At 66.4% G+C, this 26883-nt stretch carries 28 protein-coding genes, 1 tRNA gene and 1 pseudogene; 16 read left to right on the forward strand and 14 right to left on the reverse strand.

Annotation, left to right across the window (positions count from 1 at the left end; genetic code table 11):
- The first annotated feature begins 115 nt into the window (after positions 1–115).
- The 5 genes from H1S04_RS01745 to H1S04_RS01765 are packed head-to-tail and all read left to right on the forward strand — an operon-like array spanning position 116 to position 4836.
- Complete coding sequence (locus tag H1S04_RS01745; RefSeq protein WP_181743845.1) at positions 116–1192, forward strand: sulfate/molybdate ABC transporter ATP-binding protein; 1077 nt, start codon at positions 116–118, stop codon at positions 1190–1192.
- Between the two features lie 10 nt (positions 1193–1202).
- On the forward strand, positions 1203–2204 hold the full coding sequence (locus H1S04_RS01750; RefSeq protein WP_181743846.1) for a sulfate ABC transporter substrate-binding protein: 1002 nt from the start codon (positions 1203–1205) through the stop codon (positions 2202–2204).
- The gene (cysT, locus tag H1S04_RS01755; RefSeq protein WP_181743847.1) at positions 2201–3040 is read left to right on the forward strand and encodes a sulfate ABC transporter permease subunit CysT; all 840 of its coding nucleotides are present in this window, start codon (positions 2201–2203) and stop codon (positions 3038–3040) included. The genes H1S04_RS01750 and cysT overlap by 4 nt, the downstream gene beginning before the upstream one ends.
- Positions 3040–3843, forward strand: coding sequence for a sulfate ABC transporter permease subunit CysW (gene cysW / locus H1S04_RS01760; RefSeq protein WP_181743848.1), 804 nt, complete (start codon positions 3040–3042; stop codon positions 3841–3843). Before cysT ends, cysW begins: the two co-directional genes overlap by 1 nt.
- A gap of 54 nt (positions 3844–3897) precedes the next feature.
- On the forward strand, positions 3898–4836 hold the full coding sequence (locus tag H1S04_RS01765) for a pirin family protein (protein WP_181743849.1): 939 nt from the start codon (positions 3898–3900) through the stop codon (positions 4834–4836).
- Positions 4837–4848: 12 nt separating this feature from the next.
- Here H1S04_RS01765 and H1S04_RS01770 read toward each other — a convergent pair whose 3' ends face one another.
- The 6 genes from H1S04_RS01770 to pdxH all read right to left on the reverse strand — a co-directional run bounded on the left by H1S04_RS01770 (position 4849) and on the right by pdxH (position 8770).
- The gene (locus H1S04_RS01770) at positions 4849–5586 is read right to left on the reverse strand and encodes a 3-keto-5-aminohexanoate cleavage protein (protein WP_181743850.1); all 738 of its coding nucleotides are present in this window, start codon (positions 5584–5586) and stop codon (positions 4849–4851) included.
- A gap of 18 nt (positions 5587–5604) precedes the next feature.
- On the reverse strand, positions 5605–6624 hold the full coding sequence (locus H1S04_RS01775; protein ID WP_181743851.1) for an LLM class flavin-dependent oxidoreductase: 1020 nt from the start codon (positions 6622–6624) through the stop codon (positions 5605–5607).
- Between the two features lie 145 nt (positions 6625–6769).
- A tRNA-Pro gene (locus H1S04_RS01780) sits at positions 6770–6846 on the reverse strand.
- A gap of 40 nt (positions 6847–6886) precedes the next feature.
- The gene (locus H1S04_RS01785) at positions 6887–7396 is read right to left on the reverse strand and encodes a DUF192 domain-containing protein (RefSeq protein WP_181743852.1); all 510 of its coding nucleotides are present in this window, start codon (positions 7394–7396) and stop codon (positions 6887–6889) included.
- The gene (locus tag H1S04_RS01790; protein WP_181743853.1) at positions 7393–7935 is read right to left on the reverse strand and encodes a cold-shock protein; all 543 of its coding nucleotides are present in this window, start codon (positions 7933–7935) and stop codon (positions 7393–7395) included. Before H1S04_RS01790 ends, H1S04_RS01785 begins: the two co-directional genes overlap by 4 nt.
- A 190-nt stretch (positions 7936–8125) precedes the next feature.
- On the reverse strand, positions 8126–8770 hold the full coding sequence (pdxH, locus tag H1S04_RS01795; protein WP_181743854.1) for a pyridoxamine 5'-phosphate oxidase: 645 nt from the start codon (positions 8768–8770) through the stop codon (positions 8126–8128).
- A gap of 58 nt (positions 8771–8828) precedes the next feature.
- Between pdxH and fabI the strand changes: the two genes are divergently transcribed.
- The 4 genes from fabI (at position 8829) to H1S04_RS01815 (ending at position 11800) form a co-directional block, all read left to right on the forward strand.
- Positions 8829–9665, forward strand: coding sequence for an enoyl-ACP reductase FabI (gene fabI, locus H1S04_RS01800; RefSeq protein WP_181743855.1), 837 nt, complete (start codon positions 8829–8831; stop codon positions 9663–9665).
- 40 nt (positions 9666–9705) lie between these two features.
- Positions 9706–10275 (forward strand): LysE family translocator, encoded by a 570-nt coding sequence (locus H1S04_RS01805; protein ID WP_181743856.1) that lies wholly within the window; start codon positions 9706–9708, stop codon positions 10273–10275.
- An 8-nt stretch (positions 10276–10283) separates the two neighbouring features.
- Positions 10284–10790 (forward strand): xanthine phosphoribosyltransferase, encoded by a 507-nt coding sequence (gene gpt, locus H1S04_RS01810; RefSeq protein ID WP_181743857.1) that lies wholly within the window; start codon positions 10284–10286, stop codon positions 10788–10790.
- 179 nt (positions 10791–10969) lie between these two features.
- Positions 10970–11800 carry a PRC-barrel domain-containing protein gene (locus tag H1S04_RS01815; protein WP_181743858.1) on the forward strand — a complete coding sequence of 277 codons (831 nt, stop codon included), beginning with the start codon at positions 10970–10972 and terminating at the stop codon, positions 11798–11800.
- An 82-nt stretch (positions 11801–11882) separates the two neighbouring features.
- Here H1S04_RS01815 and trpE read toward each other — a convergent pair whose 3' ends face one another.
- The 4 genes from trpE to H1S04_RS01835 are packed head-to-tail and all read right to left on the reverse strand — an operon-like array spanning position 11883 to position 17724.
- A complete protein-coding gene (gene trpE, locus H1S04_RS01820; RefSeq protein ID WP_181743859.1) occupies positions 11883–13397 on the reverse strand; it encodes an anthranilate synthase component I in 1515 nt (504 codons plus the stop codon).
- 3 nt (positions 13398–13400) lie between these two features.
- The gene (locus H1S04_RS01825) at positions 13401–15335 is read right to left on the reverse strand and encodes a peptidylprolyl isomerase (RefSeq protein WP_255435428.1); all 1935 of its coding nucleotides are present in this window, start codon (positions 15333–15335) and stop codon (positions 13401–13403) included.
- 53 nt (positions 15336–15388) lie between these two features.
- Positions 15389–16570 (reverse strand): aminotransferase, encoded by a 1182-nt coding sequence (locus H1S04_RS01830; protein ID WP_181743860.1) that lies wholly within the window; start codon positions 16568–16570, stop codon positions 15389–15391.
- Positions 16567–17724: a hypothetical protein gene (locus H1S04_RS01835; protein WP_181743861.1), complete on the reverse strand. Its 1158-nt coding sequence runs from the start codon at positions 17722–17724 to the stop codon at positions 16567–16569. The genes H1S04_RS01830 and H1S04_RS01835 overlap by 4 nt, the downstream gene beginning before the upstream one ends.
- A 104-nt stretch (positions 17725–17828) precedes the next feature.
- Between H1S04_RS01835 and H1S04_RS01840 the strand changes: the two genes are divergently transcribed.
- The 7 genes from H1S04_RS01840 to lexA all read left to right on the forward strand — a co-directional run bounded on the left by H1S04_RS01840 (position 17829) and on the right by lexA (position 23363).
- Complete coding sequence (locus tag H1S04_RS01840; RefSeq protein ID WP_181743862.1) at positions 17829–18419, forward strand: aminodeoxychorismate/anthranilate synthase component II; 591 nt, start codon at positions 17829–17831, stop codon at positions 18417–18419.
- Entirely contained in the window at positions 18416–19429 is a 1014-nt protein-coding gene (gene trpD, locus H1S04_RS01845; protein ID WP_181743863.1) for an anthranilate phosphoribosyltransferase, read from the forward strand. Before H1S04_RS01840 ends, trpD begins: the two co-directional genes overlap by 4 nt.
- The gene (locus tag H1S04_RS01850) at positions 19426–20064 is read left to right on the forward strand and encodes a uracil-DNA glycosylase (protein ID WP_181743864.1); all 639 of its coding nucleotides are present in this window, start codon (positions 19426–19428) and stop codon (positions 20062–20064) included. Before trpD ends, H1S04_RS01850 begins: the two co-directional genes overlap by 4 nt.
- A gap of 79 nt (positions 20065–20143) precedes the next feature.
- Positions 20144–20932 (forward strand): indole-3-glycerol phosphate synthase TrpC, encoded by a 789-nt coding sequence (gene trpC / locus H1S04_RS01855; protein ID WP_181743865.1) that lies wholly within the window; start codon positions 20144–20146, stop codon positions 20930–20932.
- A complete protein-coding gene (moaC, locus tag H1S04_RS01860; RefSeq protein ID WP_181743866.1) occupies positions 20929–21396 on the forward strand; it encodes a cyclic pyranopterin monophosphate synthase MoaC in 468 nt (155 codons plus the stop codon). Before trpC ends, moaC begins: the two co-directional genes overlap by 4 nt.
- On the forward strand, positions 21397–22572 hold the full coding sequence (gene glp / locus H1S04_RS01865) for a gephyrin-like molybdotransferase Glp (protein WP_181743867.1): 1176 nt from the start codon (positions 21397–21399) through the stop codon (positions 22570–22572).
- A 92-nt stretch (positions 22573–22664) separates the two neighbouring features.
- Positions 22665–23363 carry a transcriptional repressor LexA gene (lexA, locus tag H1S04_RS01870; protein WP_181743868.1) on the forward strand — a complete coding sequence of 233 codons (699 nt, stop codon included), beginning with the start codon at positions 22665–22667 and terminating at the stop codon, positions 23361–23363.
- Between the two features lie 110 nt (positions 23364–23473).
- Here lexA and H1S04_RS01875 read toward each other — a convergent pair.
- The 4 genes and pseudogenes from H1S04_RS01875 to H1S04_RS01890 all read right to left on the reverse strand — a co-directional run.
- A pseudogene (locus tag H1S04_RS01875) lies at positions 23474–23855 on the reverse strand (integrase core domain-containing protein); the annotation flags it as partial.
- Positions 23856–24245: 390 nt separating this feature from the next.
- The gene (locus tag H1S04_RS01880; protein WP_181743870.1) at positions 24246–25178 is read right to left on the reverse strand and encodes a hemolysin family protein; all 933 of its coding nucleotides are present in this window, start codon (positions 25176–25178) and stop codon (positions 24246–24248) included.
- Positions 25175–25663 carry an rRNA maturation RNase YbeY gene (gene ybeY, locus H1S04_RS01885; protein WP_181743871.1) on the reverse strand — a complete coding sequence of 163 codons (489 nt, stop codon included), beginning with the start codon at positions 25661–25663 and terminating at the stop codon, positions 25175–25177. The genes H1S04_RS01880 and ybeY overlap by 4 nt, the downstream gene beginning before the upstream one ends.
- A complete protein-coding gene (locus H1S04_RS01890; RefSeq protein ID WP_181743872.1) occupies positions 25656–26774 on the reverse strand; it encodes a PhoH family protein in 1119 nt (372 codons plus the stop codon). The genes ybeY and H1S04_RS01890 overlap by 8 nt, the downstream gene beginning before the upstream one ends.
- Between the last annotated feature and the right edge of the window lie 109 nt (positions 26775–26883).

Here is a 26883-nt window from a genome sequence, read left to right on the forward strand (position 1 = left end):
GGCAACATCCGAACGATATTCCACGATCATCGGTGATTTCCCTCAACCCGGAAGGCAATCTCTATTGTGTCCGGGTCTTGCAGGAAATATTTCCCGTTCCGATACGAGGGGCGCCATGACCATCACCATCACCGGAATGTCCAAAAGCTTCGACGCGACGCAGGTGCTGCGCGGCATCGACCTGAAGGTCGAGGATGGCGAGTTGCTGGCGCTGCTGGGGCCGTCCGGGTCCGGCAAGACGACGCTTCTGCGCATCATCGCCGGGCTTGACTGGCCCGATGCCGGGCAACTGGTTGTGGCGGGTCAGGACTGGCTGGCGCTGCCCGCCCAGAAACGCCGCATCGGTTTCGTCTTTCAGCAATACGCTCTGTTTCCGCATATGAATGTGCGCGACAACATCGCCTTCGGCCTGACCGTGCGACCGCGCGCCGAGCGCCCCAGCCAGGCCGAGATCGACGCCACAGTCGACAACCTGCTGACGCTGCTGCAGATCGACCATCTGGCCCAGCGTTTCCCCAGCCAGCTTTCGGGCGGCCAGCGGCAGCGGGTGGCGCTTGGCCGGGCACTGGCAATCCAGCCTTCGGTGCTGCTGCTGGACGAGCCCTTTGGCGCGCTCGATGCCGCCATCCGCCGCGACCTGCGCCGCTGGCTGCGCGAGGTGCATGAGAAGACCGGCTCGACCACGATCTTCGTCACCCACGATCAGGAGGAGGCTTTCGAGCTTGCCGACAGGGTGGTGGTGATGGGCGATGGCGAGATCAGCCAGATCGGCACCGCCGACGAGATTTATGACCATCCGGCATCGGCCTTCGTGGCGCAATTCATGGGCGCGGTGATCGCGCTGCCGGTCACGCTGCGCGGGGGCCGCGCCATGGCGCCGGGACTGGATGCCAGCGCCCTGCCCGCCTGCACCGAAGCCGACGGGCCGGGCACGCTGTATCTGCGCCCCGACAGCATCATGCTGGACCCCGACCCGGCCAGCCCTTGGGCGGTGACCCGGCGCGACAGCACCGGCACTGACCTGCGGCTGGTGCTGACCGACCCGCAAGGCGCGCAGATCGACGTGGACCTGCCCCGGCGCGGTGCGCCCACGATCGCGCTCGGCGACCGCTTGCGCTTGCGTCCGCTTTGGGGTGCGATGTTCTCGGAAGGCGCGCCCCTTGCCGCCGATCCCATCCAACTTTCAGCCTGAGGAGCTTTCCATGAAACACGGTCTCATCCGGGCCGCAGCCTTTGCCATCGGCATCGGAAGCGCGTTCCCGGCCCTCGCGCAGGACAAGATCCTGAATGTCAGCTATGATATCGGTCGCGAGGTCTATGAGGCGCTGAACCCGTTGTTCGTCGCCCAGTGGAAGGACCAGACGGGCCGCGACCTGACCATCGACCAGAGCCATGGCGGTTCCTCGAAACAGGCGCGCGCCATTCTGGAAGGGCTGCCGGCCGATGTGGTGACCTTCAATCAGGAAATCGACGTCGACATGCTGGCCAAGGGCGGCATGCTGCCCGAGGACTGGCGCACAAAGCTGCCGAACAACGCCTCGCCCTATTATTCGCTGCCGAGCTTCCTTGTGCGCAAGGGCAATCCGAAGAACATCCGCGACTGGTCGGACCTCGCGCGCGAGGATGTGGCCCCGGTCTTTCCGAACCCGAAAACCTCGGGCAACGGGCGCTACACCTATCTCGCCGCCTATGCATATGGGTTGGAGAAGAACGGCGGCGACGCGGCCAAGGCACAGGAACTGGTGAAGGGCATCTTCGCCAATGTACCAGTGTTCGACACCGGCGGTCGCGCCTCGACCCAGACCTTCGCGGAACGCGACATCGGCGATGTGCTGGTGACCTTCGAGGCCGAAACCGGCGCCATCGCCAAGCAATATGCCGACAAGGGTTTTGAACGGGTGACGCCGTCGCTGTCGCTGTTCTCGGCCTTTCCGGCGGCGGTGGTGACGGCCAATGCCGACAAGAAGGGCACGGCCGAAGTGTCCAACGCCTATCTGGAATGGCTCTACTCGCCCGAGGCGCAGGAGGTCATCGCCCAGAACTTCTACCGCGTGAATGATCCTGAGGTGACCGCCAGACATGCGGCCGAGTTCCCCGAGGTGAAGCTCGTCACCGTGGATGAGGTCTTCGGCGGCTGGGACGCGGTCAGCAAGGATCACTTCGCCGAAGGCGGCATCCTCGATCAGGTCTTCGTCAACCGATGAGCGCCGCGGCGCCCATCCGCACGAAACGCGTCCTGCCGGGGTTCACCTTGAGCCTCGGCACGACGCTGCTTTACATGACCGTCATCGTGCTGATCCCGGTGCTGGCGCTGATCCTGAAGGGCGCGGAAATCGGGCCGGCGCGGTTCTGGGCGATTGTCTCGTCCCCGCGCGCGCTGGCGGCGTTTCGGCTGACCATCACCGCAGCGCTGATCGCCACCGCGATCAATGCGGTTTACGGGTTGCTGATGGCCTGGGTGCTGACCCGCTATGACTTCTCCGGCAAGCGCATTCTGGACGCGCTGATGGATGTGCCCTTCGCGCTGCCCACCGCCGTCGCGGGCCTGTCGCTGACGGCGCTGTTTTCGGCCAATGGCTGGTTCGGGCAGGTGCTGGCGCCCCTGGGGATCAGCATCCCCTATACGCTTCTCGGGGTGGCGATCGCGATGTCCTTCACCTCGATCCCCTTCGTCGTCCGCACCGTCCAGCCGGTGCTGGAGGATCTCGACCCGGCTTACGAACAGGCCGCGCGCACCCTCGGCGCCAGCGAGTTCACCATCTTCCGCCGCGTGGTCTTTCCCCAGATCCTACCCGCTTATCTGGCCGGCTGCACGATTGCCCTCGCCCGGAGTTTGGGTGAGTTCGGCGCCATCGTCTTCATCGCCGGCAACCTGCCCCTCAAGACCGAGATCGCCGCGCTTCTGGCCTTCATCCGGCTGGAGGAATACGATTACCAGGGCGCCGCCGCCATCGCACTGGTGCTGCTGTTCTTCGCGCTGATCCTGCTTCTGGTCTCGAACCGCCTGCAGGCCTGGGCGCTGCGCTACAAGGAGCGGTGATGAGGCCCCAATCCCGCCTTGCCCCCCGCATCCTGATCGGCCTTGCCGTGATCGCGACCCTGCTGATGATCGTGGTGCCGCTGGTCTATATCTTCGCCGCCGCCTTCGCCCAAGGGTGGCGGGTCTATGCGCAGAACATCCTTGATCCGCTGACGCTGCACGCGATCTGGCTGACGGTGCTGGTGGCGCTGATCGTGGTGCCCGTCAACATCGCCTTCGGGGTCGCCGCCGCATGGGCCATCGCGCGCTTCCGCTTTCCGGGCCGCAGCCTGCTGATGACCGCGATCGAGATCCCCTTCTCGATCTCGCCGATCATCGCCGGCATCTGCTATCTGCTGCTTTACGGCCGCCAGGGCTATCTGGGGCCGTGGCTGGAAGCCCATGATATCCAGATCCTGTTCGCCCTGCCCGGCATCGTGCTGGTGACGCTGTTCGTCACCTCGCCCTTCGTCGCGCGCGAGGTGCTGCCCCTGATGCAGGCCCAAGGCAGCGAGCAGGAGCAGGCGGCGGTGACGCTCGGCGCCTCGGGCTGGCAGATCTTCCGCCGTGTGACGCTGCCCAATATCCGTTGGGCGCTGCTTTACGGGGCGGTGCTGTGCACGGCCCGCGCGGTGGGCGAGTTCGGCGGCGTCTCGGTCGTTTCGGGCAGCATTCGCGGGCAAACCAACACGCTGCCGCTCCATGTGGAACTGCTGTTCAACGACCTGAACATCACCGGCGCCTTCGCCGCCGCCTCGACGCTGACGCTGATCGCGGTCGTCACGCTGCTGCTGAAATCCGTGCTGGAGGGTCGGGCGCGCTAAGCTTGCCGCGCCCCCCGCGCGGGCCTAGTCTGGTCCCAGCAGAAGGAGTTTGTGATGAGCTGGAACCCCGCCCTCACCCCCGGCAATCCCGACGAAATCGGCCTCGACGCCATCGAAACCGTGATCTTGCCCCGCAGCCGCGATCTCGGCGGATTCGAGGTCAAGCGCGCCCTGCCCGCGCCCCAACGGCAGATGGTCGGCCCCTTCATCTTCTTCGATCAGGCCGGGCCGGCCGAGTTCCTGACCGGGCAAGGCGTCGATGTGCGCCCCCACCCCCATATCGGGCTGGGCACGGTTACTTTCCTGTATCGCGGCGATTTCCATCACCGCGACAGCATCGGCACCGATCAGGTGATCCTGCCCGGCGCGGTCAACTGGATGGTGGCAGGCAAGGGCGTGTCGCATTCCGAACGCACCTCGGAAGCGGGCCGCAAGGGACCGCACAGCCTGTATGGTATCCAGACATGGATCGCCCTGCCCGAAGACCGCGAGGAGATGGACCCGATCTTCGAACATCACGGCAAGGAAACCCTGCCGCAATTCGAGGCGGAGGGCATCAAGGCCACGCTGATCCTAGGGGATGCCTATGGTGAAAAAGCCCCGGCGACGCTCTATTCCGAGACCTTCTATCTGGACGTGACTCTCGCCCCCGGCGCGCGCTTCCCGCTGCCCGACGATCACGAGGACAGGGGCCTCTATATCACCGAAGGCTCGGTCACGGTGGCGGGCGATAGTTTCGAGGCCGGGCGGATGATGGTCTTCCGCCCCGGCGACAGGATCACCGTCGCCGCTGGCCCGCAGGGCGCGCGGCTGCTGGCGCTCGGCGGTGCCACGCTGAACGGGCCGCGCTATGTCTGGTGGAATTTCGTCGCCTCCAGCCGCGAAAAAATCGCCCATGCCCGCGAGGAATGGCGCGCAGCGAACTGGGGAGAAGGCCAGTTCGACCTGCCGGTCGGCGACGATCACGAATATATTCGCGCGCCCGACAAGTAACCGGGCGCAGGTTCAACCGATCTGCGCGGACCCGGCGGGATCGCGCATGATCGCCACGGCAGCCGCCACCAGTTCGGCATTTCCCGCCGTGACCTGACCGTCCGGGCGCAGGCAACCGTCCTCCAGCCCGACCCGTGTCGAAAAAGCGCCGTCACGCGCGCGGCGGATGAAATGCCAGACGGTTGCGTCGAAGCCATGCAGCAGTCTCGGGCAGTGCAGTCCCGCGCCGTCCAGAACCGCCAGTATCCCGTCTGCGATGCGGTCGGCTGCGGTCGGGTCCTGTTCCTCGATCTCGATCAGCACCCGGAACACCCGCTCAGGCGCGGGCAGCGACACCAGCCGCTTTGCGTCCGCGACCGTGGCCAGCCCCGCCTCGATCCCGACGCCCTTTTCGGTCAGCAGCGCCATGACCGCCGGCGCGTCGGCCTCTGCCAGATTGACCGAGGCATAGTCGGGCAAGACGCCCCAAGCGGCGATGCGCGCGCGGGTCGCATCTGCGTCGCCTTCGATCCACGCGCCGGTCGAGACCCCGATCAGCGTGCCGCGACAGGCCCGCCGCAGCGGCGGCATCAACGCATCCACCGCCGCGAGGCTTTCCCGCCCACCCGCATCGCGCGGGTGGATATGCAGCTCGGCCGCGCCGGCGGCGATGCAGGCGCGACTGTCACGGATCATCGCCTCGATGCTCAGCGGCAATTGCGGGTGATAGCCCTCGGGCCGCGCGCCGTTGATGCACGCCTGAACGATCATTGCGCTTCGGCCCGCAGCTCAGCGCCAGCCAAGCGCAGGGGCGACATGGCGCAGGATGCTGTCCAGCACATGCACGTTATAGGCGACGCCCAGCATGTTCGGGACCGCAAGCAGCAGCGTATCGGCCTCGGCGATGGCCTCATCCTCGCGCAACTGCTCGATCAGCCGGTCGGGCGTATCGGCATAGCTGCGCCCGAAGATCGAACGGGTCTGGTCGATGACGCCGATCTGATCCTCGTCCTTGCCGCCACTGCCGAAATACATCCGGTCCTCGGGCGTCATCAGTGCGAAGATCGAGCGGCTGACCGAGACGCGCGGCGCACGGTCGTGCCCGGCGGATTTCCAGGCCTCGCGGAAGGCACGGATCTGCTTGGCCTGCTGAATATGGAACGGCTCGCCCGTTTCATCCGTCTTGAGGGTCGAACTTTGCAGGTTCATCCCCTGCTCGGCCGCCCAGATCGCCGTCGCGTCCGAAGCCGCCCCCCACCAGATCCGGTCGCGCAGACCCTCGGAATGCGGCTCCAGCCGCAGAAGGCCGGGCGGGTTCGGAAACATCGGGCGCGGATTGGGCTGGGCAAAGCCCTCGCCGTCCAGCAGCTGCAGAAAGATTTCGGCCTTGGTCCGCGCCATCTGGGCATCGTCCTCGCCCTCGTTCGGGGCATAGCCGAAATAGCGCCAACCCTCGATCACCTGCTCGGGCGAGCCGCGGCTGATCCCGAGCTGCAGGCGTCCGCCCGCGATCAGATCGGCGGCGCCGGCATCCTCGACCATGTAGAACGGATTTTCATAGCGCATGTCGATGACGCCGGTGCCGATCTCGATCTTCGAGGTCCGCGCCCCGACCGCCGCCAGCAGCGGAAAGGGCGAACCGAGCTGGCGCGCGAAATGGTGCACCCGGAAATAGGCGCCATCGAGGCCGATCTTTTCCGCCTCGACTGCCAGTTCGATGGATTGCAGCAGCACATCTGCGGCCGTGCGCACCTGCGAGCCGCGATCGGGCGACCAGTGCCCGAAGGACAAAAAGCCGAGATTCTTCATCTGATCCCTCCAGATTTCCCCGACCGTCAAGGGCCGTGCATAATCCGAAGTTAGGAAACGCGGGGGGGGGAAGTGCAAGCGCCTCATGCAGCCATGCAAACCGGGCTTGCCGGGGCTGATCAATTGATTGCCAGATCCGGGAAGGTGGTCGGGGCGAGAGGATTCGAACCTCCGGCCTACGGTACCCAAAACCGTCGCGCTACCAGGCTGCGCCACGCCCCGACGGGTTGCTTCTAGCGGCAGTCGCGACCGGGGGAAAGCCCTATCGGCAGGGTGCGGCCGCCTGTGTCTGATCCAGACGCGGATGCGCCATCGCCATGCCGACCTCAAGACCCTGCCGCGCGGCCTCGCCCCCGGCGATTTCCAGCACCATCAACCGCTCGGGCGCGGGGTCGCCGGGCGCCGCACCCGGCACCGGGGTCAGGTCCAGCGGCGTGGCCGAGGCCTGGATATGCCGGATCACCCCCTTGGCGTCCATGAACAGCATGTCCAGCGGAATCAGCGTGTTCTTCATCCAGAAAGCCGCCTCGCGCGGGGCATCGAAAATGAACAGCATACCGGAATTTTCGGCCAGGCTGGTCCGGTTCATCAGGCCCTGCGCGCGCTCTTCCGGGTCATCGGCGATCTCGACCTGAATGGCGCGGCCGGCATCCGGGAACAGCGCCACATCCTCCTGACAGGCAGGCTGCGTCGCGGCGAACGCGGTGCCCCCCGCGCAGGTCAGGCCGAGCCACAGAAGCGCCGAACGCGCCAAACAATCCAGGCGGGTCATGCGTCGTCCGGGTTCGGGCTGCCGCGTTCCCACGGGGCGATCTGCGCCGCCATCAGACCGCGACGGCCATCGACCACCCGAAGCGCCACCGCCTCCCCCACACCGAGATCGGCCAGACCGGAATGGCGCAGCACCTCGCAATGCAGGAACACGTCGCCCGATTGGCCGAACAGGTTGGCAAAGCCGAATCCCTTGGCCTTGTCGAACCACTTCACCCGCGCGGGCAGGAAAGGCAGCGTCGCCAGCATCTCGGGCGGCGTGTCGGCCAGATCGCTGATCGGCGGCACACCGTCGTTGTCCGGCGGCTCGATCGACAGGATCCTGACAGCCTGCAGGCCACGCGCCGTCGGTTGCACCAGCACCCGTACACGTGCCCGGTCAGCCACCGAACCCTGCCCGAAGTTGCGCAGGACGTTCGTGTGCAGCAGGATATCGGGCCCTGTCTCGTCGCTGATGATGAAACCAAACCCACGCGCCGGATCGAACCACTTAATCGTTCCGCTGACCTCTATAACAACACTGTCGTCTGCTATCGCCATACCACTGCTTCATTCTCGCGCCGCAAAATGCGTTCGGCGCATCCAGCCCCACCCAGAACCCGACTCATCGCAAGATACTCACATATGCGCCGCATTCCGTCCCCATCAAAATACATTACTTGACGTAACGTAAAGCGAGCGCAAGCCCATACATTTCAAGCATATAAAATTTTAATCAGTCATACACGAGTCACGGAGACAAACGCTGCACCTGCCAGGTTGCGGATGCGACTCGCCCCTCCCCGAGCGAAGGTGTCTGCTTGACCCAACTGAACCGATCATGCAAGCGAAACGCTCCGTCACGCCAGAACTCAACTTGCACGGGGTCGATCCGGAACCCGCCCCAGAAGGGCGGCCGGGGCGGATTTGCCCCCCATTTCGCACCCTGCCGCGCCACCGCCAGCATCAGCGCCCCGCGCGAGGCGAGCGGTCGGCTTTGCGCCGAAGCCCAGGCGCCGATGCGGCTTTCCAGTGCGCGGCTGGCATAATAGGCATCGGCCTTCGGACCGTCCTCGCGCGTGACGGTGCCGCGCACGCGGATCTGGCGGCGCAGGGATTTCCAGTGCAGGACGAAGGCCGCCTTGCCGGTTGCGGCGATCTGCTGGCCCTTGGCACTCTCGTAATTGGTGTAAAAGACAAAGGCGCCTTGCCCATCGCCGTAGGATTCGATGTCCTTCAGCAACACCATGCGCACATCGGGCATGCCGTCGGCATCGACGGTCGCCAGCGCCATGGCATTGGCATCGTTGGGTTCAACCGCCTCGGCTTCGGCCAGCCACGCCTTTGCGATCAGAAACGGATCATCGCCCTCAATTGAGTCGTTCTGCGCGCTCATGCTTGATGCCTCCTGGGCTTTCCCCTAATCCTGCCAAAAAGGTAAGACGGAGAGGGGCATGTCAAGCAGCGAACGCAGCGGCCTTATGGCCGGCAAGCGCGGCCTTATCATGGGGCTGGCCAACGACAAATCGATCGCCTGGGGGATCGCCAAGCAGCTGTCCGATCAAGGCGCCGAAATCGCGCTGTCCTATCAGGGCGAGGCGATGAAGAAACGGGCCGAACCGCTGGCGCGCGAGCTGGGCAGCGACCTGCTGTTCGATTGCGACGTCTCGGACGAGGATTCCGTCAAGGCGATGTTCGATGCGATCAGCGCCGAATGGGGCCGGATCGATTTCCTGGTCCATGCGATCGGCTATTCCGACAAGGATCAGCTGCGCGGCCGATATGTCGATACGACGCGAGACAATTTCTTGAAAACCATGGATATTTCTGTCTTCAGCTTCACCATGGTAGCGCGTTACGCGGCCGCCCTGATGCCCGAGGGCGGCAGCATGGTCACGCTGACCTATTACGGCGCTGAACGCGTCATGCCGCATTACAACGTGATGGGCGTGGCCAAATCCGCGCTGGAGGCCAGTGTGCGCTATCTGGCCGAGGATCTGGGCAAGGACGGCATCCGCGTCAATGGGATCTCCGCCGGGCCGATCAAGACGCTGGCGGCATCGGGCATCGGCGATTTCCGCTATATCCTGAAATGGAACGAGCTGAACTCGCCCCTGCGGCGCAATGTCACACAGGACGAGATCGGCAAGTCGGCGCTTTATCTGCTGTCCGATCTGGGCAGCGGCGTGACCGGCGAAACGCATCACGTCGATGCCGGCTATCATGTTGTCGGCATGAAGGCGGTGGACGCGCCCGATATCGACGTGGTCTCGGGCCGCAAGGACGCCTGATCTGGCGGGGATCGAACCCTATCTGGCGCTGATCGGCGCCATGACCCTGGCGATCCTGTCGCCGGGGCCGGCGATCATCGCCGCCATCCAGACCGCTTTTTCACGTGGGCGCGAGGTCGCCCTGCCCTTCGGCATGGGCCTGGCCCTTGGCGCCTCGCTTTGGGGATTGTTTGCCCTCGCCGGGCTGGCGGTGATTTTCAAGCTGCATCCCGGGCTTTATCGCGGCGTGAAGATCCTCGGCGGCATTTATCTGCTGTGGATGTCCTGGGGTCTGTGGCGGGCCGCCACGCTGCCTTTGCCAGAAGCGGCCGAAAAGCGCTTCGGGCGCGGTTTCTGGGGCGGCGTGGCGCTGAATCTGTCGAACCCGAAACCGGCGCTGTTTTATTCGGCGCTGCTGCTGTCGCTGTTTCCGGGGCCGCTCAGCCTTGCCAGACAGGCCTCGATTTACCTCACGGCGCTCTCGACCGAGCTGTTCTGGTATGCCGTTGTAACCATTGGCATGTCGACAGCGGCGATGCGCCGGCGCTATTTTGGCGCGAAATTCTGGATTGACCGGGCCGCCGCCGTCGCACTATTCGCGCTCGGGATTCTGCTGATCGTCAAAAGCTGAGAGGGACCATGAACGACGCCGACCGCCTGCCCCATGAGAAGGGCTTCCATGTCAGCTGGGACCAGCTGCACCGCGATGCCCGCGCCCTGGCCTGGCGTATGGACGGGACCGAATGGCGCGCCGTCGTCGCCGTCACCCGTGGCGGCATGGTCCCCGCGATGATCGTCGCCCGCGAGCTGGACATTCGCACCATCGACACGATTTCGGTGAAATCCTACAAGGGCGTCGGCGCCGAGGCCGGCCAGAACGAGCTGCAGGTCCTGAAACAGCCCGATCCGGCGCTGATGGGCGACGGCGAGGGAATTCTGGTCGTCGACGACCTGGTCGATTCTGGCCGCACGCTGGAGCTGATCCGCGAGATGTATCCCAAGGCCCATTTCGCCACCGTCTATGCCAAGCCCAAGGGCAAGCCGATGGTGCAGTCCTACGTCACCGAGGTCAGTCAGGACACCTGGATCTTCTTTCCCTGGGACATGGCGCTGCAATATGTGCGCCCCTATCGCGGCGAAGACTGATCTTTTCAGCGGCTCCTTCGGGGGCCGTTTTTCATTTCCGGTCCGAGGGTTGGCGGCTCACGACCACCTCACGATTGCGCAATTTCCGGGCAGGTCGGGAACCGGACTCGGCCATTCGGGATTGGTCCTGTGATGCGGATGCACAGCAGCATTCGCGGCATGATTGAGGAGATGATCATATGCGCAACTTTTTGCTGACCACCGCCCTCGTGCTGCCCCTGACGGGTATGGCCTTCGCGCAGACCGCGACGACGACCCCAGAGGCCGCGGCCGACGCAGCCGCGCAGAGCGCCGAAACCGCAGCCGACGCGGCAACCGATGCGGCCAACACCGCCGCTGACGCCGCCGCCACCGCTGCCGATGACGCGGCCGAAGCTGCTGGCGACGCCGCGGACGCCGCTGCGGATGCCACCGCCGCCGAAACCGCGCCGGCCGCAGATGCCGCCGCCGGGACCGAGATGGAGCCCGATGCCGACGCTGCGGCTGCGGATGCGGCCACCTCGGCAGAAGCGGCCGAGACCGCAGCCCTGCAGGCCGAGATGGCGACCAGCGACAAGATCGCCCGCGAGCAGGCCGGTAACGAGCTGCGCGTGGACTGGGTGACCGGCGCCAATGTCACCTCGCCGGACGGCACCGCCGTGGGTCAGGTTCGCGACATCATCGTTGATGCCGAAAGCGGTCAGATGATCGCCGCCATCATCGGCGTGGGCGGTTTCCTGGGCATCGGTGAAAAGCAGATCGCGGTGCCGTGGGATCAACTGACCATCAACTATGATGCGCAGGAAATAACCACCGAGCTGACGCAGGACGAGGCGAAAGCAGCCCCGGATTATGTCTTCCGCGAGCGCGAGTCCGCCCCGGCTCCGACCCCGGCACCGGCCGAGACGGCCCCCGCCGCGGCTGATCCGGCAGCAGCGCCTGCTGATCCGGCAGCACCGCCTGCTGATGCGATGGCCCCTGCCGACCCGGCCGCACCTGCCGATCCGGCGGCGCCGGCGCCGGCCAACTGATCGCCGACACCATCACCATGCAGAAGGGCGGCCGACCGGCCGCCCTTTCTCTGTTTCGCGTCATGCGCCGCGCCGTCAGGGCCTAGCCGTTTCCGCGCACAAATCGCGTCGCTCCTTCGGCGGCCCGGATCAGGGCGCGGGACTTGTTCACCGTCTCCTGATACTCGCCCTCGGGGTCGCTGTCATAGACGACGCCACCGCCAGCCTGCACATAAAGCTGGCCGTCCTTGATGACGCCGGTGCGCAGCGCGATGCACATGTCCATCTCGCCATTGGCGGCGAAATAGCCCACCGCACCGCCATAGACGCCGCGCTTTTCGGGTTCCAGCTCGTCGATGATCTGCATCGCGCGGACTTTTGGCGCGCCCGAGACCGTCCCGGCGGGAAGGCCCGCCAGTAGCGCCGACAGCGCGTCCTCGCCCTCGCGCAACTCACCCACCACGTTCGAGACGATATGCATGACGTGGCTGTAGCGTTCGATCACGAATTGCTCGGTCGGGTGTACGGTGCCGATCCGGGCGACACGGCCCACATCGTTACGCCCCAGATCCAGCAGCATCAGATGCTCGGCCAGTTCCTTCCGGTCGGCCAGCAGATCGGCCTCGAGCGCGCGGTCCTCGGCCTCGTTCGCGCCGCGCGGGCGGGTGCCGGCGATCGGGCGGATGGTGACCTCGCCGTCGCGCAGGCGGACCAGAATCTCGGGACTGGCCCCGACGATCTGAAAGCCGCCCTCCTCGGGGGCGAGGTTCAGGAAGAACATGAAGGGCGACGGGTTGGTGCGCCGCAGGCTGCGATAGAGCGCGAAAGGCGGCAGCGGAAAATCCATCGCCCAACGCTGCGCAGGCACCACCTGGAAGATGTCGCCCGCGCGGATATAATCCTTGGCCCTCTCGACCGCGTCCTTGTAGCCCTGATGAGTAAAATTGGACCGTGGCGCGCCGATGGCCTGCGCGCGGCCGATTTCGCGCGGCTCGTGCGGCAGCCTGTCGAGGCTGCGCAGCGCCTCGGACAGGCGTTCGGCAGCCTGCGCGTAAGCGGTGCGCGCCGGCACGCCCGGATCGAACCAGACCGGCGCGCACAGGGTGACCTCGCCTTTCACCCCGTCCAGCACCGCCACGACCGAAGGCCGGGTCAGCATCGCGTCGGGCACGCCGATCGGGTCGAGATTCACGTTGGGCAGATTCTCCACCAGCCGGATCATGTCATAGCCCAGATAGCCGAACAGCCCCGCCGCCGCCGCGGGCACGCCGTCAGGCATCTCGATCCGGGTTTCGGCGATCAGCGCGCGCAGGCTTTCCAGCGCCGGGCGTTCGTCATCGGTGAAGACATCGGAATAGCGCGCCTCGCGGTTGATGCGCGCGCGGCCGGCGCGGCATTCCCAGATCAGGTCGGGCTTCATTCCGATGATCGAATAGCGCCCGCGCACCTCGCCACCGGTCACGCTTTCCAGCACGAAGCTGTTCGGCGCGGCCTCGGCCAGTTTCAGCATCAGGCTGACCGGCGTGTCCAGATCGGCCGCCAGCCGCATGGTCAGAAGCTGGTTTCGCCCCTGCTCCCAGCCAGGGGCGAAATCCGCGAAATCAGGGCTGATCTGCATCGCTCACATCCGCGATTCGACCGCCGCGATCCCGGCCGGGTTCAGCGTGACGCCGTTCTGCGCCTGCACGGCACGCGAGTAATAGTCGAACATGTCGAATTGCAGCGACTGCTCCAGCCGGGTGCGGGCGCTGTCGAGGATCTCGGCCGCCGCCTCGGCGCCAAGGTCTGCCGGCTCGATCCGGTCGACGCGCACAAGCGCCACCCGCTTGCCGTCATCGACGATCTCGGTCTCGCCTTCGCCGAGCTTGAAGGCCTCGCCGATCAACGAAGGCGGCGCGGTTTCCAGATAGCCATCGCGCAGCAGCCCGATCTCCGGCGTCCAGTCGAGCGCCGCAGTCTGGGGCGCGGGCGCTTCGGCCCGAGCACCGTCGGTCGGCGCCGCATCCGGCGCGGCGGCGTCATCCCCGTCGACCGAGGGCATCGGCGGAATGGTTTCCGACACCGCCTGCAGCTTGCGTTCCTCGGCCAGGGCTACCAGCTGGCGATTGGCTTCGCCCTCGGCCCAGTCGGCGGCGACCTTCTCGCGCACCTCCTCGAAGGGGATCAGCGTCGGCGGCACGATTTCGTCGAGGCGCAGCGCGAAGATGCCGCCGTCCTCCAACTCGAAAAGCTCGGGAAAATCGCGGTCGGTGACCGCCGCCGCCTGCTCCCGGAAGGAGGGATAGCCACCGATTTCGCCCGGTGCGGCTTCGAGCGTGGCGGTCCAGTCGACCTGACCGAGTTCGGCGCCGGTTTCCTCGGCGATCTGTTCCAGCGTGGCGCCACCGGCCAGCAGATCCTCGATCGCCGGGGCCTGATCGGCAATCAGACGGCGGGCGCGATCGGCAGCGGCCTCGGCGCGCAGGTCGGGCAGCGCTTCCTCGAACGAGACATTGACGGGATCGAGGATCGCGTTCACCGCGAACAGTGCCGGGCCAAGCTCGGTATCGACCGGGCCGATCACGCCGTTATCGGCGGCGGCAAAAACCGGTGCGCCGGCGGTGCCGAGTTCGGCCTCCGTCTTCTCGCCGAGATCGGTATCGGCGAGGGTTAGCCCGCGCTCGGCGGCGAGCTGTTCGAAACTCACCTCGCCCGCATCCAGCCGCGCCTTGGCGGCGGCGGCGGCATCGGCGCTTTCGAAGACCAGCCGGCCAACCAGACGGCGCGCGGGCTGGATGTAGTCATGGGCCTTGGCGTCATACAGCTCGCGCAGCGCGGTCTCGTCCAATTCCACCGTGTCGGCCAGCATCTCTGGCGTCATCCAGATATAGCTGATCTTGCGGATCTCGGGCGCGGTGAAGCGGTCGGCATTGGCCTGATGCCAGGCGGTCAGGATCTCGTCATTGGCGGGGGTGACCGGCGCGGGAAGGTCGTCCGCCGTCAGCTCGACCCAGGAAATGTCGCGTTTTTCAAGCTGCCAGCCAGCAGTCTGTTCGGCCTGCGCCTCGGGCGCGGTGACGCCCGAGACCACCGCCGCCTGAAGGATGGTCCGCGCCAGATCGCTGCGGACATCGCGTTCGAAACGCTCCTCGGTCATGCCTTGGCGGCGCAGGGTTTCGGCATAGGCGGCGCGGTCGAAGCCGCCCGGCCCCTGAAAGGCCGGCGCGGTGGTGATCGCATCGGCCACGGCGCGGTCGCCGACCGAGACCCCGGCAAGACGGGCTTCCTCTGCCAGCGCGGCCGCGTTGAACAGCTGCGCCTGCACGGCCTGGGTCAGCCCCATGGCGCGGGCCTGTTCCATGGTGAGCCGCTGGCCGGTCTGGCGGCTGATATTGTCCACCTCGCCCTGCAGGGCGCGGGCATAGGACTGGGCATCGATCTCGGTTTCGCCCACGGCGCCGATTTCCGAACTGCCGCCGGTGAAGCTGGTGACGCCAAACCCGCCGAGACCCAGCAGAAGCAGCCCCATCAAGATCCAGACAATGGTGGATTTGCCCTTGGTCCGCAGGCTGCTCATGCGTCGTATCCTTTATGTTGTTGGCAGGGTTTTAGGGCGGCAACCGATCCGCTTCAAGGGCGGGCGTCGGGGCGGAAGCCGGCCAGCCGCGCGGCCATGGCGGCGATGCCCTGCGCATCGGCATTGGCATAGGCAATCCGCAGGTGTCCATGACCCTGCCCTTCAGGCATGAACATGGTGCCGGGCAGCATCAGGATGCCCGCCTCGTGTACCAGCCGCTGCGCCAGTTCGTCCGATCCCATGTCATGAGGATGCGCGACCCAGGCGAAATAGGCGCCGGCCGAGACCACCTGCCAGCCCGGCACACGCGCCATCGCGGCGACCATGGCGGCGCGGCGCGACAGGATCTCGGCGCGTTCGGCGGCGACCCAATCGCCCATTTCGCGCAAACCGTATTCCGCGCCGATCTGCCCGATCTGGCTGGTCGAGATCGCCACGGTATCAAGGAATTTCTCGATCTGGGCCAGCCGCTGCGGCCCGGTCAGGATGGCGCCGACCCGGTGCCCGGTCAGCCGGAAGACCTTGGAAAAGCTGTAGAGCTGGATCAGCACGTCATCGGCGTCGGGCCGGGCGCGCAGGTCGTGGGGGGCGCCCTCGCGGCTGTCGAAATCACGATAGGTCTCGTCCACGATCAGCGCCAGTCCCCGCGCACGGGCAAGGTCGTAGAAGGCCGAGAGCGTCGCCGCCGGGTATTCCGCGCCGGTCGGATTGTTCGGGCTGACCAGCACGATGGCGCGGGTCCGCTCCGAGATCAGCGCCGCCGCATCCCCGGCGCGCGGCACCATGTCGGGGCCGCAGGCCAGCGGAACGGCGCGGATGCCCTGCATGTCCAGCCACATCTTGTGATTGAAATACCAGGGCGCCGGGATGATGACCTCATCCCCTGCCCCGGCGAGCGAGGCGATGGCAGCGCAGAAGGCCTGATTGCAGCCCTGAGTGATGGCGACATGGCTGGCAGAGACCGGCGCATCGTAGAAACGCTGCCAACTGGCCGCCAGCGTCGCGCGCAGATCGGCATTGCCCAGAACCGGGCCGTAGAGATGCGCTTCGGGCCGGTTCAGCGCCGCATCCGCCATCACCCGGCGCAGCGCCTCGGGCGGCGGCTCGACCGGGGCTGCCTGACTGACATTGATCAGCGGGCGTTCGGGCGGAAATACCGCCCCGGCCAGCCAGCGGCGTGCCTCCATTACAGGCGGGGCGAAGGTGGCGGCGAGGGTCGGGTTCAGAGGGGTCATGGCAGCAGGCTCGGGACGGAAAGCGTGGGAAGGCTGAGATCGGGCGCCGGGCGCGCGCCGCGCCTTGTGCTGACTGCCTGCGCCTCCGCTCCGCTTGGTGCCACGCGAGAGGTTTCGACCGGGGTTTCAACTGCGACGGCACGCGCGGGCGCATCCGTCACGGTGGGGACCGGATCGCTCGGCAGGGCGGCGGCTTCTGGCGGGGGCGGGACGGCCTCGCGGGCGGGATCGGGCGTTTCCAGCATCGGTGGCGTGAGGCGTGAGGCCTCGATCGCGGGCATGGCGGTGGAGGTTGGGGCACCGGCCTCCGGTGCCGGATCGCTGGCCTGCGCAGCCTCGGTCTGGGTCGCGGGTAGGGCCGCGCTGGCGGTCTCGGGCACGCGGCTCTCGGGCATCACCGGGGCATCGGGGCGGGGGGCGGCGGCGGTTTCGGGCGCGGAATCGGCGGCCGGGAGCGCGGCCTGCGTCTCGGCCGGCAACGGCGTTGGCGCGGTGCGCGAGGCGATGGCCGGGCCGGCATCCTGACCGGGGTCGCTGACCCGGCCGGGGCGGGACGCGCTGACCGGGGCGTCAGCCGCAAAGGCGGGGACCGGCGGCGCGGTCTGGGCCTCCTCGGCCGGCTGCGGCGCATCGCTGAGTTCCGGCATATCGGGGCGGCCTGCCGGGGCGGTGGCGGGCGCGGGGTTGGGCTCGGTCGCCGGGGCGGTGACGATGGGCGCCTCGGCCAGAGCGGGGCTGCCGGGGGCCGAGGCACCGCCCGGCACGATCGGCGGCAGGTCATCGGCGCGGGCAAATTCCGATCCGGGCGTTGGCACCAGCGGCGCGGCGACCGGGGCCGCATCCGGCGCGCCCGCCCCCGTCGCAGCAGGCGCAGCAGGCGCAGCAGTCTCGGCAGGCGCGGCGGTCTCGGCAGTCGCAGTAGCCTCAGAGGCGGGCGTTTCAGCGGCTTTATCAGACGGAATAGCGGCCACCGCTTCCTCGGTGGTGGCGGCCACGGGCGCAGCGGCGGGCTCGGTCAACGGCGGCGCGGAAGCGGGGGCCCGCGATGCGGGCATTTCCGGCAGCGGCAGCGCCAGCGAGAGTGCCGCCAAAGCCGCCGCCCCGATCAGCCCGCCATGCAGCGCGCCCCGTCCGAATCCGTCCGCCGTTGCCATTCCCGCCCCATTTCGTGACGCGCGACGGCTTGCCCCGCCACGCCATTTGGCACATCTATAAGACCTGATCCCGCCGGGTTCACCCCCAATCGCCACGGACTGACATGATCCTGCTCATCGACAATTACGACAGCTTCACCTGGAACCTTGTGCATTACCTTGGCGAAGAAGGCGCGAATGTCGAGGTCTGGCGCAACGACGCCCTGACGGTCGAGGAAGCGCTGGCAATGCGGCCTGACGGGATCGTGATCTCTCCCGGTCCCTGCGATCCGGCGCAGGCCGGCATCTGCGTGCCGCTGATCCGCGCCGCAGCCGAGCGCGGCGATATCCCCCTGTTCGGGGTGTGCCTTGGCCATCAGGCCATCGGCGAGGCCTTTGGCGCCCGGATCATCCGTGCCGACCGCATCCTGCACGGCAAGGTGGACGAGATGTTCCATGACGGCACCGGCGTCTTCACCGGCCTGCCCTCGCCGCTGAAGGCCACGCGCTACCATTCACTGACCATCGCCCCCGACAGCCTGCCGAACAGACTGCGCGTCACCGCGAGTGCCGGCGACGGCACCATCATGGGCGTGATCCATGACGAACTGCCGATCGAGGGCGTGCAGTTTCACCCCGAATCCATCGCGTCGGAACACGGCCACGCCATGATCCGCAGCTTCCTCGACCGCTGCCGAAAGGCCGAACTCGCATGACCATTGATATTCGCCCGCTGATCGGGCTTGCCGCCGAGCGCCCGCTGACCTCGGACGAGGCTGACGGCGCCTTCGCCGCCCTGTTCGAAGGCGCAGCCACCCCCGCCCAGATCGGCGGGTTGCTGATGGCGATGCGGGTGCGCGGCGAAACCGTGGACGAGATGGCCTCGGCCACTCGCGCCATGCGCCAGCGCATGAACCGGATCACCGCCCCCGCAGAGGCGGTCGATATCGTCGGCACCGGCGGCGACGGGCGCAAGACGCTGAACATCTCGACTGCCGCGGCGCTGGTGGTCGCGGGCGCGGGGGTGCCGGTCGCAAAGCATGGCAACAAGGCGCTGTCGTCGAAATCGGGCTCGGCCGATGCGCTGACCGAACTTGGCATCAACATCATGGCCACGCCAGAGCAGTCGCAGCAGGCGCTGAACCAGATCGGCCTCTGTTTCATGATGGCGCCTGTCCACCATCCGGCGATGCGCCACGTGGGCGCGCCGCGTGCCGAACTGGGCACGCGAACCATCTTCAACATCCTCGGGCCGATGACCAATCCCGGCGGCGTGACGCGCCAGCTGACCGGGACCTTCGATGCCACCTGGTGCCGCCCCATGGCCGAGACGCTGCGCGAGCTGGGCTCGACCCATGTCTGGCTGATCCATGGCAGCGACGGCACAGATGAGCTGGCGATCTCGGGCGACAGCTTCGTGGTCGAGATGAAGGACGGCCAGATTCGCGAATTCACCGTCACCCCAGAAGATGCCGGGCTGCCGCGCCATGATTTCGACCAGATCGTCGGCGGGGACGCCGCCCATAATGCGGCGGCGGCGCGCGAAATCCTCGACGGCGCGAAAAATGCCTATCGCGATGCGGTGATCCTCAATGCGGCGGCCGCGCTGCTGGTCGCGGGCCGGGTCACCGATCTGCGCGAAGGCGCGGCGCTGGCGACACAAAGCCTCGATTCGGGGGCGGCCAAGGCCAAGCTGGCGGCACTGGCGGCAATCGTGCCGCTGTGATCCCGCCCCAGCCTTGGGCGCATCTGCCCTTCTTCCGCGACCGCTGGCCTGCGATCAGGGCACGGCTGGCGGGCAGCGATTTCCTGCCCGGCCCCGAGGCGATTTTCCGCGCCCTGCAGATCCTTCCGCCGCAGGCGGTTCGGGTGGTGATCCTGGGTCAGGACCCCTATCCGACGCCCGGCCATGCCGACGGACTGGCCTTCTCGGTCACGAAAACGACCGCTCTGCCCCGATCTCTTTCCAATATTTTCAAAGAGATGGACAGCGATCTTGAGGCAAGGCCCGCAGATGGAGACTTGTCGCATTGGGCGCGGCAGGGCGTCCTTTTGCTGAACACCTCGCTGTCGGTGTCCCCCGGTGCGGCCGGTGCGCATGCCCGTTGGGGTTGGGACCGGCTGGCGGCGCAGGCCGTGGCCGAAGCGCAGCGCCATCGCCCGCTGGCCTTCATCCTGTGGGGCAATCACGCCCAAAAGGCGCTGTCCGACCTGATCCGTCCCGAGGATCTGGTGATCGCCAGCGCGCATCCCTCGCCGCTCTCGGCCCGGCGCGGCTTTTTCGGATCCCGCCCCTTTTCACGGGTGAACGCCTGGCTCGGGGCGCGTGGCGAGGCGCCGATCGACTGGGCCGGCCGATGACAGCGCGCCACAAAAGGTTCGTGGGCATTTCGCATGGCGGGGGCTTTTCGCGCCGCCTGCCAGGGCCTATGGTCGCGCCATGGACATTCTCGACAGGATCAAGAGCTACAAGCTCGACGAAATCGCCGCCGCCAAGATCGCCCGTCCGCTGGCGGCTATCGAAGCTGCCGCCCGCGCCGCCAGCGCCCCGCGCGGTTTTGCCGATGCGCTGACCGCCAAGGCCGCCGATGGTTACGGGCTGATTGCCGAAATCAAGAAAGCAAGCCCATCGAAGGGATTGATCCGGCAGGATTTCGATCCGCCTTTTTTGGCACGGGCCTATCAGGCAGGGGGGGCCGCCTGCCTGTCGATCCTGACCGACACCCCGTCCTTTCAGGGCGCCCCCGAGTTTCTGACCGCCGCCCGCGCGGCCGTCGATCTGCCGGTTCTGCGCAAGGATTTCCTCTATGACACCTATCAGGTGGCCGAGGCGCGTAGCTGGGGCGCCGATGCCATCCTGATCATCATGGCCTCGGTCGACGATGCCTTGGCAGCCGAACTGGAAGACGCCGCCCGCCACTGGGGCATGGATGCGCTGATCGAGGTGCATGACCGTGCGGAACTGGATCGCGCCCTGCATCTGAAATCGCCTCTGATCGGGATAAACAACCGCAATCTCAAGACCTTCAATCTTGATCTTCGCGTGACCGAGGCGCTGTCGCCCCATATCCCCGCCGGCCGCGATCTGGTTTGCGAAAGCGGGCTGTTCACCACCGACGATCTGGACCGCATGGCGCGCGTGGGCGCCCGCCGCTTCCTGATCGGCGAAAGTCTGATGCGCCAGCAGGACGTGACCGCAGCCACCCGCACATTGCTGGGCGCCGCATGAGCCTGACGCATTTTGACAAGCAAGGTCAGGCCCATATGGTCGATGTCTCGACCAAACCGGTTACCGACCGCGAAGCGACTGCCGAGGGTCATGTCATCATGCTGCCCGAGACCTTGGCGCTGGCGCAGGGCGGCGCAGCGAAGGGCGATGTGCTGGGCGTCGCGCGGTTGGCCGGGATCATGGCCGCGAAGCGGACCTCTGACCTGATCCCCCTCTGCCATCCGCTGCCGATCACCAAAGTGGCGCTGGAGCTGCTGCCCGATCCCGAATTGCCCGGCATTCGCGTCACCGCGACCGTGCGCACCTCGGGCCAGACCGGTGTCGAGATGGAAGCGTTGACGGCGGTCGCCGTCGCCTGCCTGACCGTCTATGACATGCTGAAGGCCGCCGAGAAGGGCATGCGCATCGAAAATATCCGCCTTCTGCGGAAGACGGGCGGAAAATCAGGTACTTACGAGGCATGAATGATCACGGTTGATGAGGCGCTGAGCATGGTTCTGGCGCTTGCCGGGCCAGTCCCGACCGAGGAAATTGCCCTCGCCGACGGGCTGGGACGGGTGCTGGCCGCACCTGTGTCCGCGCGCCTGACCCAACCGCCTTTCGATGCCGCCGCGATGGACGGCTACGCCATTCGCCGCGCCGAGCAGAACCAACCGCTGCGCGTCATCGGCGAGGCTGCGGCGGGGCGCCCCTGGGACGGCGCGGCCGAGCCCGGATCAGCCGTCAGGATCTTCACCGGCGCGCCGGTGCCCGCAGGGTATGACTGCGTGGTGATGCAGGAAAATGTCGACAGAGAGGGTTCGGACATCCAGGTCAGCGTGATCCAGCGTCACAACAATATCAGGCCGCAAGGCAATGATTTCAGAGAAGGATTTGAGTTCGATCCCCGCCACCCGTTGACCGCTCGCGATCTGGCGCTGATCGCGGCCATGAACGTTCCGCGCCTGACCGTCGCCCGCCGTCCTCGGGTCGCCGTTCTGCCCGGCGGGGACGAACTGGTGCCCCCCGGAACCGTGCCGCAGCCGGGTCAGATCGTCAGTTCCAACGACATCGCCATCGCCGCCATCGCCCGTCGCGCGGGGGCCGATGTGGACCTGCTGCCGATAGCAGCCGATACCGCTGCCAGCCTGCGCGAGGCCCTGTCGCGCGCCGCTGGCGCGGACCTGATCGTAACCATCGGCGGCGCATCGGTCGGCGATCATGACCTGATCGCCAGCGTCACTGAAGGCATGGGGATGGAGCGTTCCTTCCACAAGATCGCGATGCGGCCCGGCAAACCGCTGATCGCCGGGCGGATCGGTGCCTCGGCCCTGATCGGTCTTCCCGGAAACCCCGTATCTTCAATCGTATGCGCCGAACTTTTCATGCTTCCGTTGCTTGAGGCCATGCAGGGGCTGCCCTACCGGGACCGCTTGCGTTACGGCCGGCTGGGGCGGTCAATCGGCGCCGAGGGCGACCGCCAGCACTACCTGCGTGCGACCCTGTCCGAGACCGACGGACTGCCCGTCGTGACGCCCATGGAAGATCAGGATTCCGCGCGGCTTGGCCTGCTGGCGCAAGCCGACGCATTGCTGATCCGCCCCGCCGGTGATCCGCCGCGAGAAGCTGGCGACCAGATCAAATTCATCTCGCTGGATTAACCATTCCTTTACCTTGCCGGAGGCAGTCTATTGACCGATAAGGGGAATTATGCCAGAACATTCCTCGAACGCGCAAGCAACGGGACCGGAACATGCTGACGAAAAAGCAGATCGAACTGCTGGAGTTCATTCACAAGCGTATGGCGCGTGATGGCGTTCCGCCCTCCTTCGATGAAATGAAAATCGCCCTCGATCTGCGGTCAAAATCCGGCATTCACCGACTGGTGACAGCGCTCGAGGAACGCGGCTTCATCCGCCGGCTGCCGCATCGCGCGCGGGCGCTGGAAATCGTCCGGCTTCCCGACAGCCTCGCTAAGACGGTCTCGGGCTTCTCCCCGCAGGTGATCGACGGCGACCGAACGATGCCACCCGCGCCGGTGCGGGGGGCCATGGATGTCGTCGCCAGCGCGGTGGAACTGCCGGTCATGGGCCGTATCGCCGCCGGCGTGCCGATCGAAGCCATTTCCGAAGTGTCGCATCACATCGCCGTTCCGGGCAGCATGCTCACGGGGCGCGAAAGCCATTACGCTCTCGAAGTCCGCGGCGATTCCATGATCAATGCCGGCATCAATGACGGCGATGTCGTGGTGATCCGCGAACAGGATGTTGCGCAGAACGGCGATATCGTGGTGGCTCTGGTGGAAGGGCATGAGGCGACGCTGAAATATTACCGACGCAAGGGCGCGATGATCGCGCTCGAGGCCGCCAACCCCGCTTACGAAACGCGCATTCTGCCCGAGGACAAGGTACGCGTGCAGGGCCGGCTGGTCGGACTCATCCGCAGCTATTAAGACCGGCACATTCGGCGCACCGTGCTCGATCTCGTAGCCGCGCGAAGTGCAAGAAGCGTGCTTCGTTTCGTCCTGACCGGCCCCGTTTCCGTCGTCCATTCTGAAAATTCGTGCATGACTGGCCTCTGGTCCATCGGGACGATGGTTTTCGGGGCCGGTGGGTGGCAGCCCGGAGCACGGCAGCCCGGAGCGCTGTGCGAGCGTCTGCTGTTGCAGAGCCTCCTGCACCTTTCGATCAGGATTTGCGCTTCGCGGAAGCTGTGGAAGATCGTTCCCGTCAGAAGCTCGTCGCGCAAGCGGGCGCTGAAGCGCTCGCAGCAACTCGTCATCGGGCAAACAGCTCCCCGGACTGTTTTCTGATCCTCCTCCATCCCAGGGTGAGCCCGGTTCGATACGGCCGGTCTTTGCCCTGACGGCCGCGATCCCGTCCCTGACCGCCCGGGCGATGAATTCCGGGCCATTGTCCGAACGGATATGCGTTGGCACGCCGCGCGGAGATCGAAACGTCGCTGGCCGAGCAGGTTTGAAAGCCTCACGTCCCTCGAGACTTCGCGGCGTCCGCATCATACGGAGGGCGGAACCACCGCCGAAGCGCGAGATGCGTAGAAAGCGGCCTCTCGTCCATCTCGAGGCCGAGGGAGGCGTTGGCGCAGATCCTTTCGCGCAGCGGTCGAGAGACGGATGGCAGGGCAACGGTTAATCCGGCCTGTGTCGCGCGGCCCCGGAGATCCAAAGCGGCGGAGGCGACCGAGTGAGCGGGAATATCCTGTTGAAATCGCGTCCTCAGGAAACGCTCGCACCGGGAACCGGGCGCAGCAAACGGCCGATGACGGCACACATGCTGTGCGATTGTTTTGACCGGCCTGACGACGGTTATGACGGTTATTCCGCCTCGGCCAGCTTGTCCGCATGGGCGGTCGGCAGCCGCAGGCGCACGCGCTTTATTCGGCGGGGATCGGCATCGACGATCTCGAATTCCGCGCCGGAATCGTGCGGGATCACCTCCCCACGCAGCGGGATGCGCCCGGTCAGCGTGAAGATCAGACCGCCGAGCGTATCGACATCCTCGTCCTCGTCGCCGGGGGCAAGGCGCAGGCCGGTCGCCTGCTCCAGTTCTTCAAGCGGGGCTTTGGCCTGAATAAGCCATTGACCGGGCTTTTCGGCGATCCAGGGTTCACCCTCGGCCTCGTCATGTTCGTCCTCGATCTCGCCGATGACCTGTTCGATCAGATCCTCGATGGTTACCAGCCCGTCGACGCCGCCATATTCGTCGATCACCAGCGCCATGTGGATACGCTCCTTCTGCATCTGCTGCAGCAACACGCCGATCGGCATTGAAGGCGGCACATAAAGCAGCGGGCGCAGCATCGGCCGCAGGCTGAACTTTCCGCCCGGCTTGGCGCCAAAGCCGTGTTTCAGCGCCAGATCCTTCAGGTGGATCAGCCCGACAGGCGTGTCCAAAGTCCCACGATAGACCGGAATCCGCGAGAACCCGTGTTCGCGGAACATCTCGACCAGCTCCTCCAGCTTGGCGGTGACCGGCGCGGCCACGATCTCGACCTTGGGGATGGCCACGTCGTCCACACGCAGGCTGCGCAGGTTGCCCATGCCCGGTGCCGCCGGTTCGGGCGCGCGGTATTCCTGGGGGATGGCATTGCCGTCGTCGCCCCCCGAAAAGGCGCCGAACAACCGACCCAGAAATCCGCGCGAGGCGGGCAAATCACGCCCCTCTCCGCCAACACCGTCTGCCCATCCGGCCGGATCGGCACCGACATCGGCGGTGGGCACGGGACTTCGGGACGGGTCGCTGTTCATGGGGTCCTCTCGAGATAAGGGTCACGGATGCCGAGGGGCAGCAGGATCGAACGCTCGGCCGCCTCCATGGTTTCGGCATCGGGGTCGTTCAGATGATCATAGCCCGCCAGATGCAGGATCGCATGGACCAGGAGATGGGTGACATGGGCATCGAAGGTCTTGCCCTGCTCTGCCGCCTCGCGGGTGCAGGTCTCGAAGGCGATGGCGATATCGCCCAGCTCATCGGTGTCGGGGCGCGGCGGATGGGCGCCGGGCGCGCGTTCGACATGCTCGACCGAGGGCCAGGAAAGCACATTGGTGGGCTGCGGCTTGCCGCGGAAATCGGCGTTCAGATCGGCGATACGGGCATCATCGCAGCCCATGACGACGATCTCGGCATCCATCTGCAGCCAGGCCAATGTGGCGTGTCCGGCCCGTTCGGCCAGATTTTCAAGACCGGCGCTCTCCCACCTGTCATCCTCGATCACCACATCGATCTCAGCCATCGCTGCGGCCCTGTGCCAGCGCCGAGGATCCCGGTGGACGGCGCGCGATGTAGCTGCCCGCGCGTGACGGATCCTCGCCGCGGGCGATCGCGATCGCGTCGTCGGCCTCGTAGGCTTCGATCACGCGGGCGACCAGCGGGTGGCGCACCACGTCCTTCGAGGTGAAATAGTTGAAGCTGATACCCTTCACCCCGGCGAGGATCCGTTCAGCGTCGACCAGCCCCGAATGGGTGCCGCGCGGCAGGTCGATCTGGGACCGGTCCCCGGTGATCACCATGCGCGAGCCCTCGCCCAGACGGGTCAGAAACATCTTCATCTGCATCGTCGAGGCGTTCTGCGCCTCATCCAGCACCACGAAGGCGTTGGACAGCGTGCGGCCGCGCATGAAGGCCAGCGGCGCGATTTCGATGCGCTTTTCCTCCATCAGCTTGGCCAGTTGCTTGCCGGGCAGGAAATCGTTCAGCGCGTCGTAAAGCGGCTGCATATAGGGGTCGACCTTTTCCTTCATGTCGCCGGGCAGAAAACCCAGACGCTCACCCGCCTCGACGGCCGGGCGCGACAGGATGATGCGGTCGACATGGCCGCCGATCAGCATGGTGACGCCCACGGCGACCGCCAGATAGGTCTTGCCGGTGCCCGCCGGACCGATTCCGAAGGCCATTTCATTGGCGAACAGGTTGCGGACATAGTCCTTCTGCGCCTCGGTCCGCGGTTCGACGGTTTTCTTGCGGGTGCGCAACTCGATCGGGCCGCTGGCGAACATTTCCAGCTGCTCGGTCGGCGACAGCGTGGCGGGCTCGGCCTCGGGGCCCATGCGCAGGGCGGCGTCGATTTCGGCGCTGCCGACCGGGCGGCCCTGTTCGAGGCGGGCGTAGAGCGCGCGCAGCAGTTGGGCGGCATCGGCCTGCGGCTGGGCCTCGCCGACCACGGCCAGCAGATTGCCCCGGCGCAGGATATGGACGCCCAGGGCGCCTTCGATCTGCGCAAGGTTCCGGTCGGCCGGCCCGCAGAGTTCGATCAGCAGCCGGTTGTCTGGAAATTCAAGAAGCGTCTCGCCCTGCGATGCGGCGGTTGGCGCGGCGGTATCGGGTGAGGTCGGGGTCAGGCCCAAGGAGGTCTCCGGATTGGTGTCATGTCCATGGTGGAGTGTGCCCGTGATTTACACAAGGGCTGGAGCAAGAAACCGCGCGACTGTCGCAAAAGTTTCACGTTGCCGCAAA

This window comes from Paracoccus sp. S1E-3 (assembly GCF_013868135.1).
In the GTDB taxonomy this organism is placed as follows: domain Bacteria; phylum Pseudomonadota; class Alphaproteobacteria; order Rhodobacterales; family Rhodobacteraceae; genus Paracoccus.

What these genes read in the sequence shown, in the direction of transcription:
- trpC (WP_181743865.1), top strand. Translation starts at nt 20,144, where the DNA reads ATGGACATTCTCGACAGGATCAAGAGCTACAAGCTCGACGAAATCGCC.
- cysT (WP_181743847.1), top strand. Translation starts at nt 2,201, where the DNA reads ATGAGCGCCGCGGCGCCCATCCGCACGAAACGCGTCCTGCCGGGGTTC.
- H1S04_RS01830 (WP_181743860.1), bottom strand. Translation starts at nt 16,570, where the DNA reads ATGACCCCTCTGAACCCGACCCTCGCCGCCACCTTCGCCCCGCCTGTA.
- H1S04_RS01750 (WP_181743846.1), top strand. Translation starts at nt 1,203, where the DNA reads ATGAAACACGGTCTCATCCGGGCCGCAGCCTTTGCCATCGGCATCGGA.
- lexA (WP_181743868.1), top strand. Translation starts at nt 22,665, where the DNA reads ATGCTGACGAAAAAGCAGATCGAACTGCTGGAGTTCATTCACAAGCGT.
- H1S04_RS01790 (WP_181743853.1), bottom strand. Translation starts at nt 7,935, where the DNA reads ATGGCGATAGCAGACGACAGTGTTGTTATAGAGGTCAGCGGAACGATT.
- H1S04_RS01765 (WP_181743849.1), top strand. Translation starts at nt 3,898, where the DNA reads ATGAGCTGGAACCCCGCCCTCACCCCCGGCAATCCCGACGAAATCGGC.
- H1S04_RS01745 (WP_181743845.1), top strand. Translation starts at nt 116, where the DNA reads ATGACCATCACCATCACCGGAATGTCCAAAAGCTTCGACGCGACGCAG.
- H1S04_RS01805 (WP_181743856.1), top strand. Translation starts at nt 9,706, where the DNA reads ATGACCCTGGCGATCCTGTCGCCGGGGCCGGCGATCATCGCCGCCATC.
- H1S04_RS01835 (WP_181743861.1), bottom strand. Translation starts at nt 17,724, where the DNA reads ATGGCAACGGCGGACGGATTCGGACGGGGCGCGCTGCATGGCGGGCTG.
- pdxH (WP_181743854.1), bottom strand. Translation starts at nt 8,770, where the DNA reads ATGAGCGCGCAGAACGACTCAATTGAGGGCGATGATCCGTTTCTGATC.
- moaC (WP_181743866.1), top strand. Translation starts at nt 20,929, where the DNA reads ATGAGCCTGACGCATTTTGACAAGCAAGGTCAGGCCCATATGGTCGAT.
- H1S04_RS01840 (WP_181743862.1), top strand. Translation starts at nt 17,829, where the DNA reads ATGATCCTGCTCATCGACAATTACGACAGCTTCACCTGGAACCTTGTG.
- H1S04_RS01880 (WP_181743870.1), bottom strand. Translation starts at nt 25,178, where the DNA reads ATGAACAGCGACCCGTCCCGAAGTCCCGTGCCCACCGCCGATGTCGGT.
- H1S04_RS01815 (WP_181743858.1), top strand. Translation starts at nt 10,970, where the DNA reads ATGCGCAACTTTTTGCTGACCACCGCCCTCGTGCTGCCCCTGACGGGT.
- ybeY (WP_181743871.1), bottom strand. Translation starts at nt 25,663, where the DNA reads ATGGCTGAGATCGATGTGGTGATCGAGGATGACAGGTGGGAGAGCGCC.
- H1S04_RS01825 (WP_255435428.1), bottom strand. Translation starts at nt 15,335, where the DNA reads ATGAGCAGCCTGCGGACCAAGGGCAAATCCACCATTGTCTGGATCTTG.
- glp (WP_181743867.1), top strand. Translation starts at nt 21,397, where the DNA reads ATGATCACGGTTGATGAGGCGCTGAGCATGGTTCTGGCGCTTGCCGGG.
- gpt (WP_181743857.1), top strand. Translation starts at nt 10,284, where the DNA reads ATGAACGACGCCGACCGCCTGCCCCATGAGAAGGGCTTCCATGTCAGC.
- H1S04_RS01775 (WP_181743851.1), bottom strand. Translation starts at nt 6,624, where the DNA reads ATGAAGAATCTCGGCTTTTTGTCCTTCGGGCACTGGTCGCCCGATCGC.
- H1S04_RS01785 (WP_181743852.1), bottom strand. Translation starts at nt 7,396, where the DNA reads ATGACCCGCCTGGATTGTTTGGCGCGTTCGGCGCTTCTGTGGCTCGGC.
- cysW (WP_181743848.1), top strand. Translation starts at nt 3,040, where the DNA reads ATGAGGCCCCAATCCCGCCTTGCCCCCCGCATCCTGATCGGCCTTGCC.
- trpE (WP_181743859.1), bottom strand. Translation starts at nt 13,397, where the DNA reads ATGCAGATCAGCCCTGATTTCGCGGATTTCGCCCCTGGCTGGGAGCAG.
- H1S04_RS01770 (WP_181743850.1), bottom strand. Translation starts at nt 5,586, where the DNA reads ATGATCGTTCAGGCGTGCATCAACGGCGCGCGGCCCGAGGGCTATCAC.
- fabI (WP_181743855.1), top strand. Translation starts at nt 8,829, where the DNA reads ATGTCAAGCAGCGAACGCAGCGGCCTTATGGCCGGCAAGCGCGGCCTT.
- trpD (WP_181743863.1), top strand. Translation starts at nt 18,416, where the DNA reads ATGACCATTGATATTCGCCCGCTGATCGGGCTTGCCGCCGAGCGCCCG.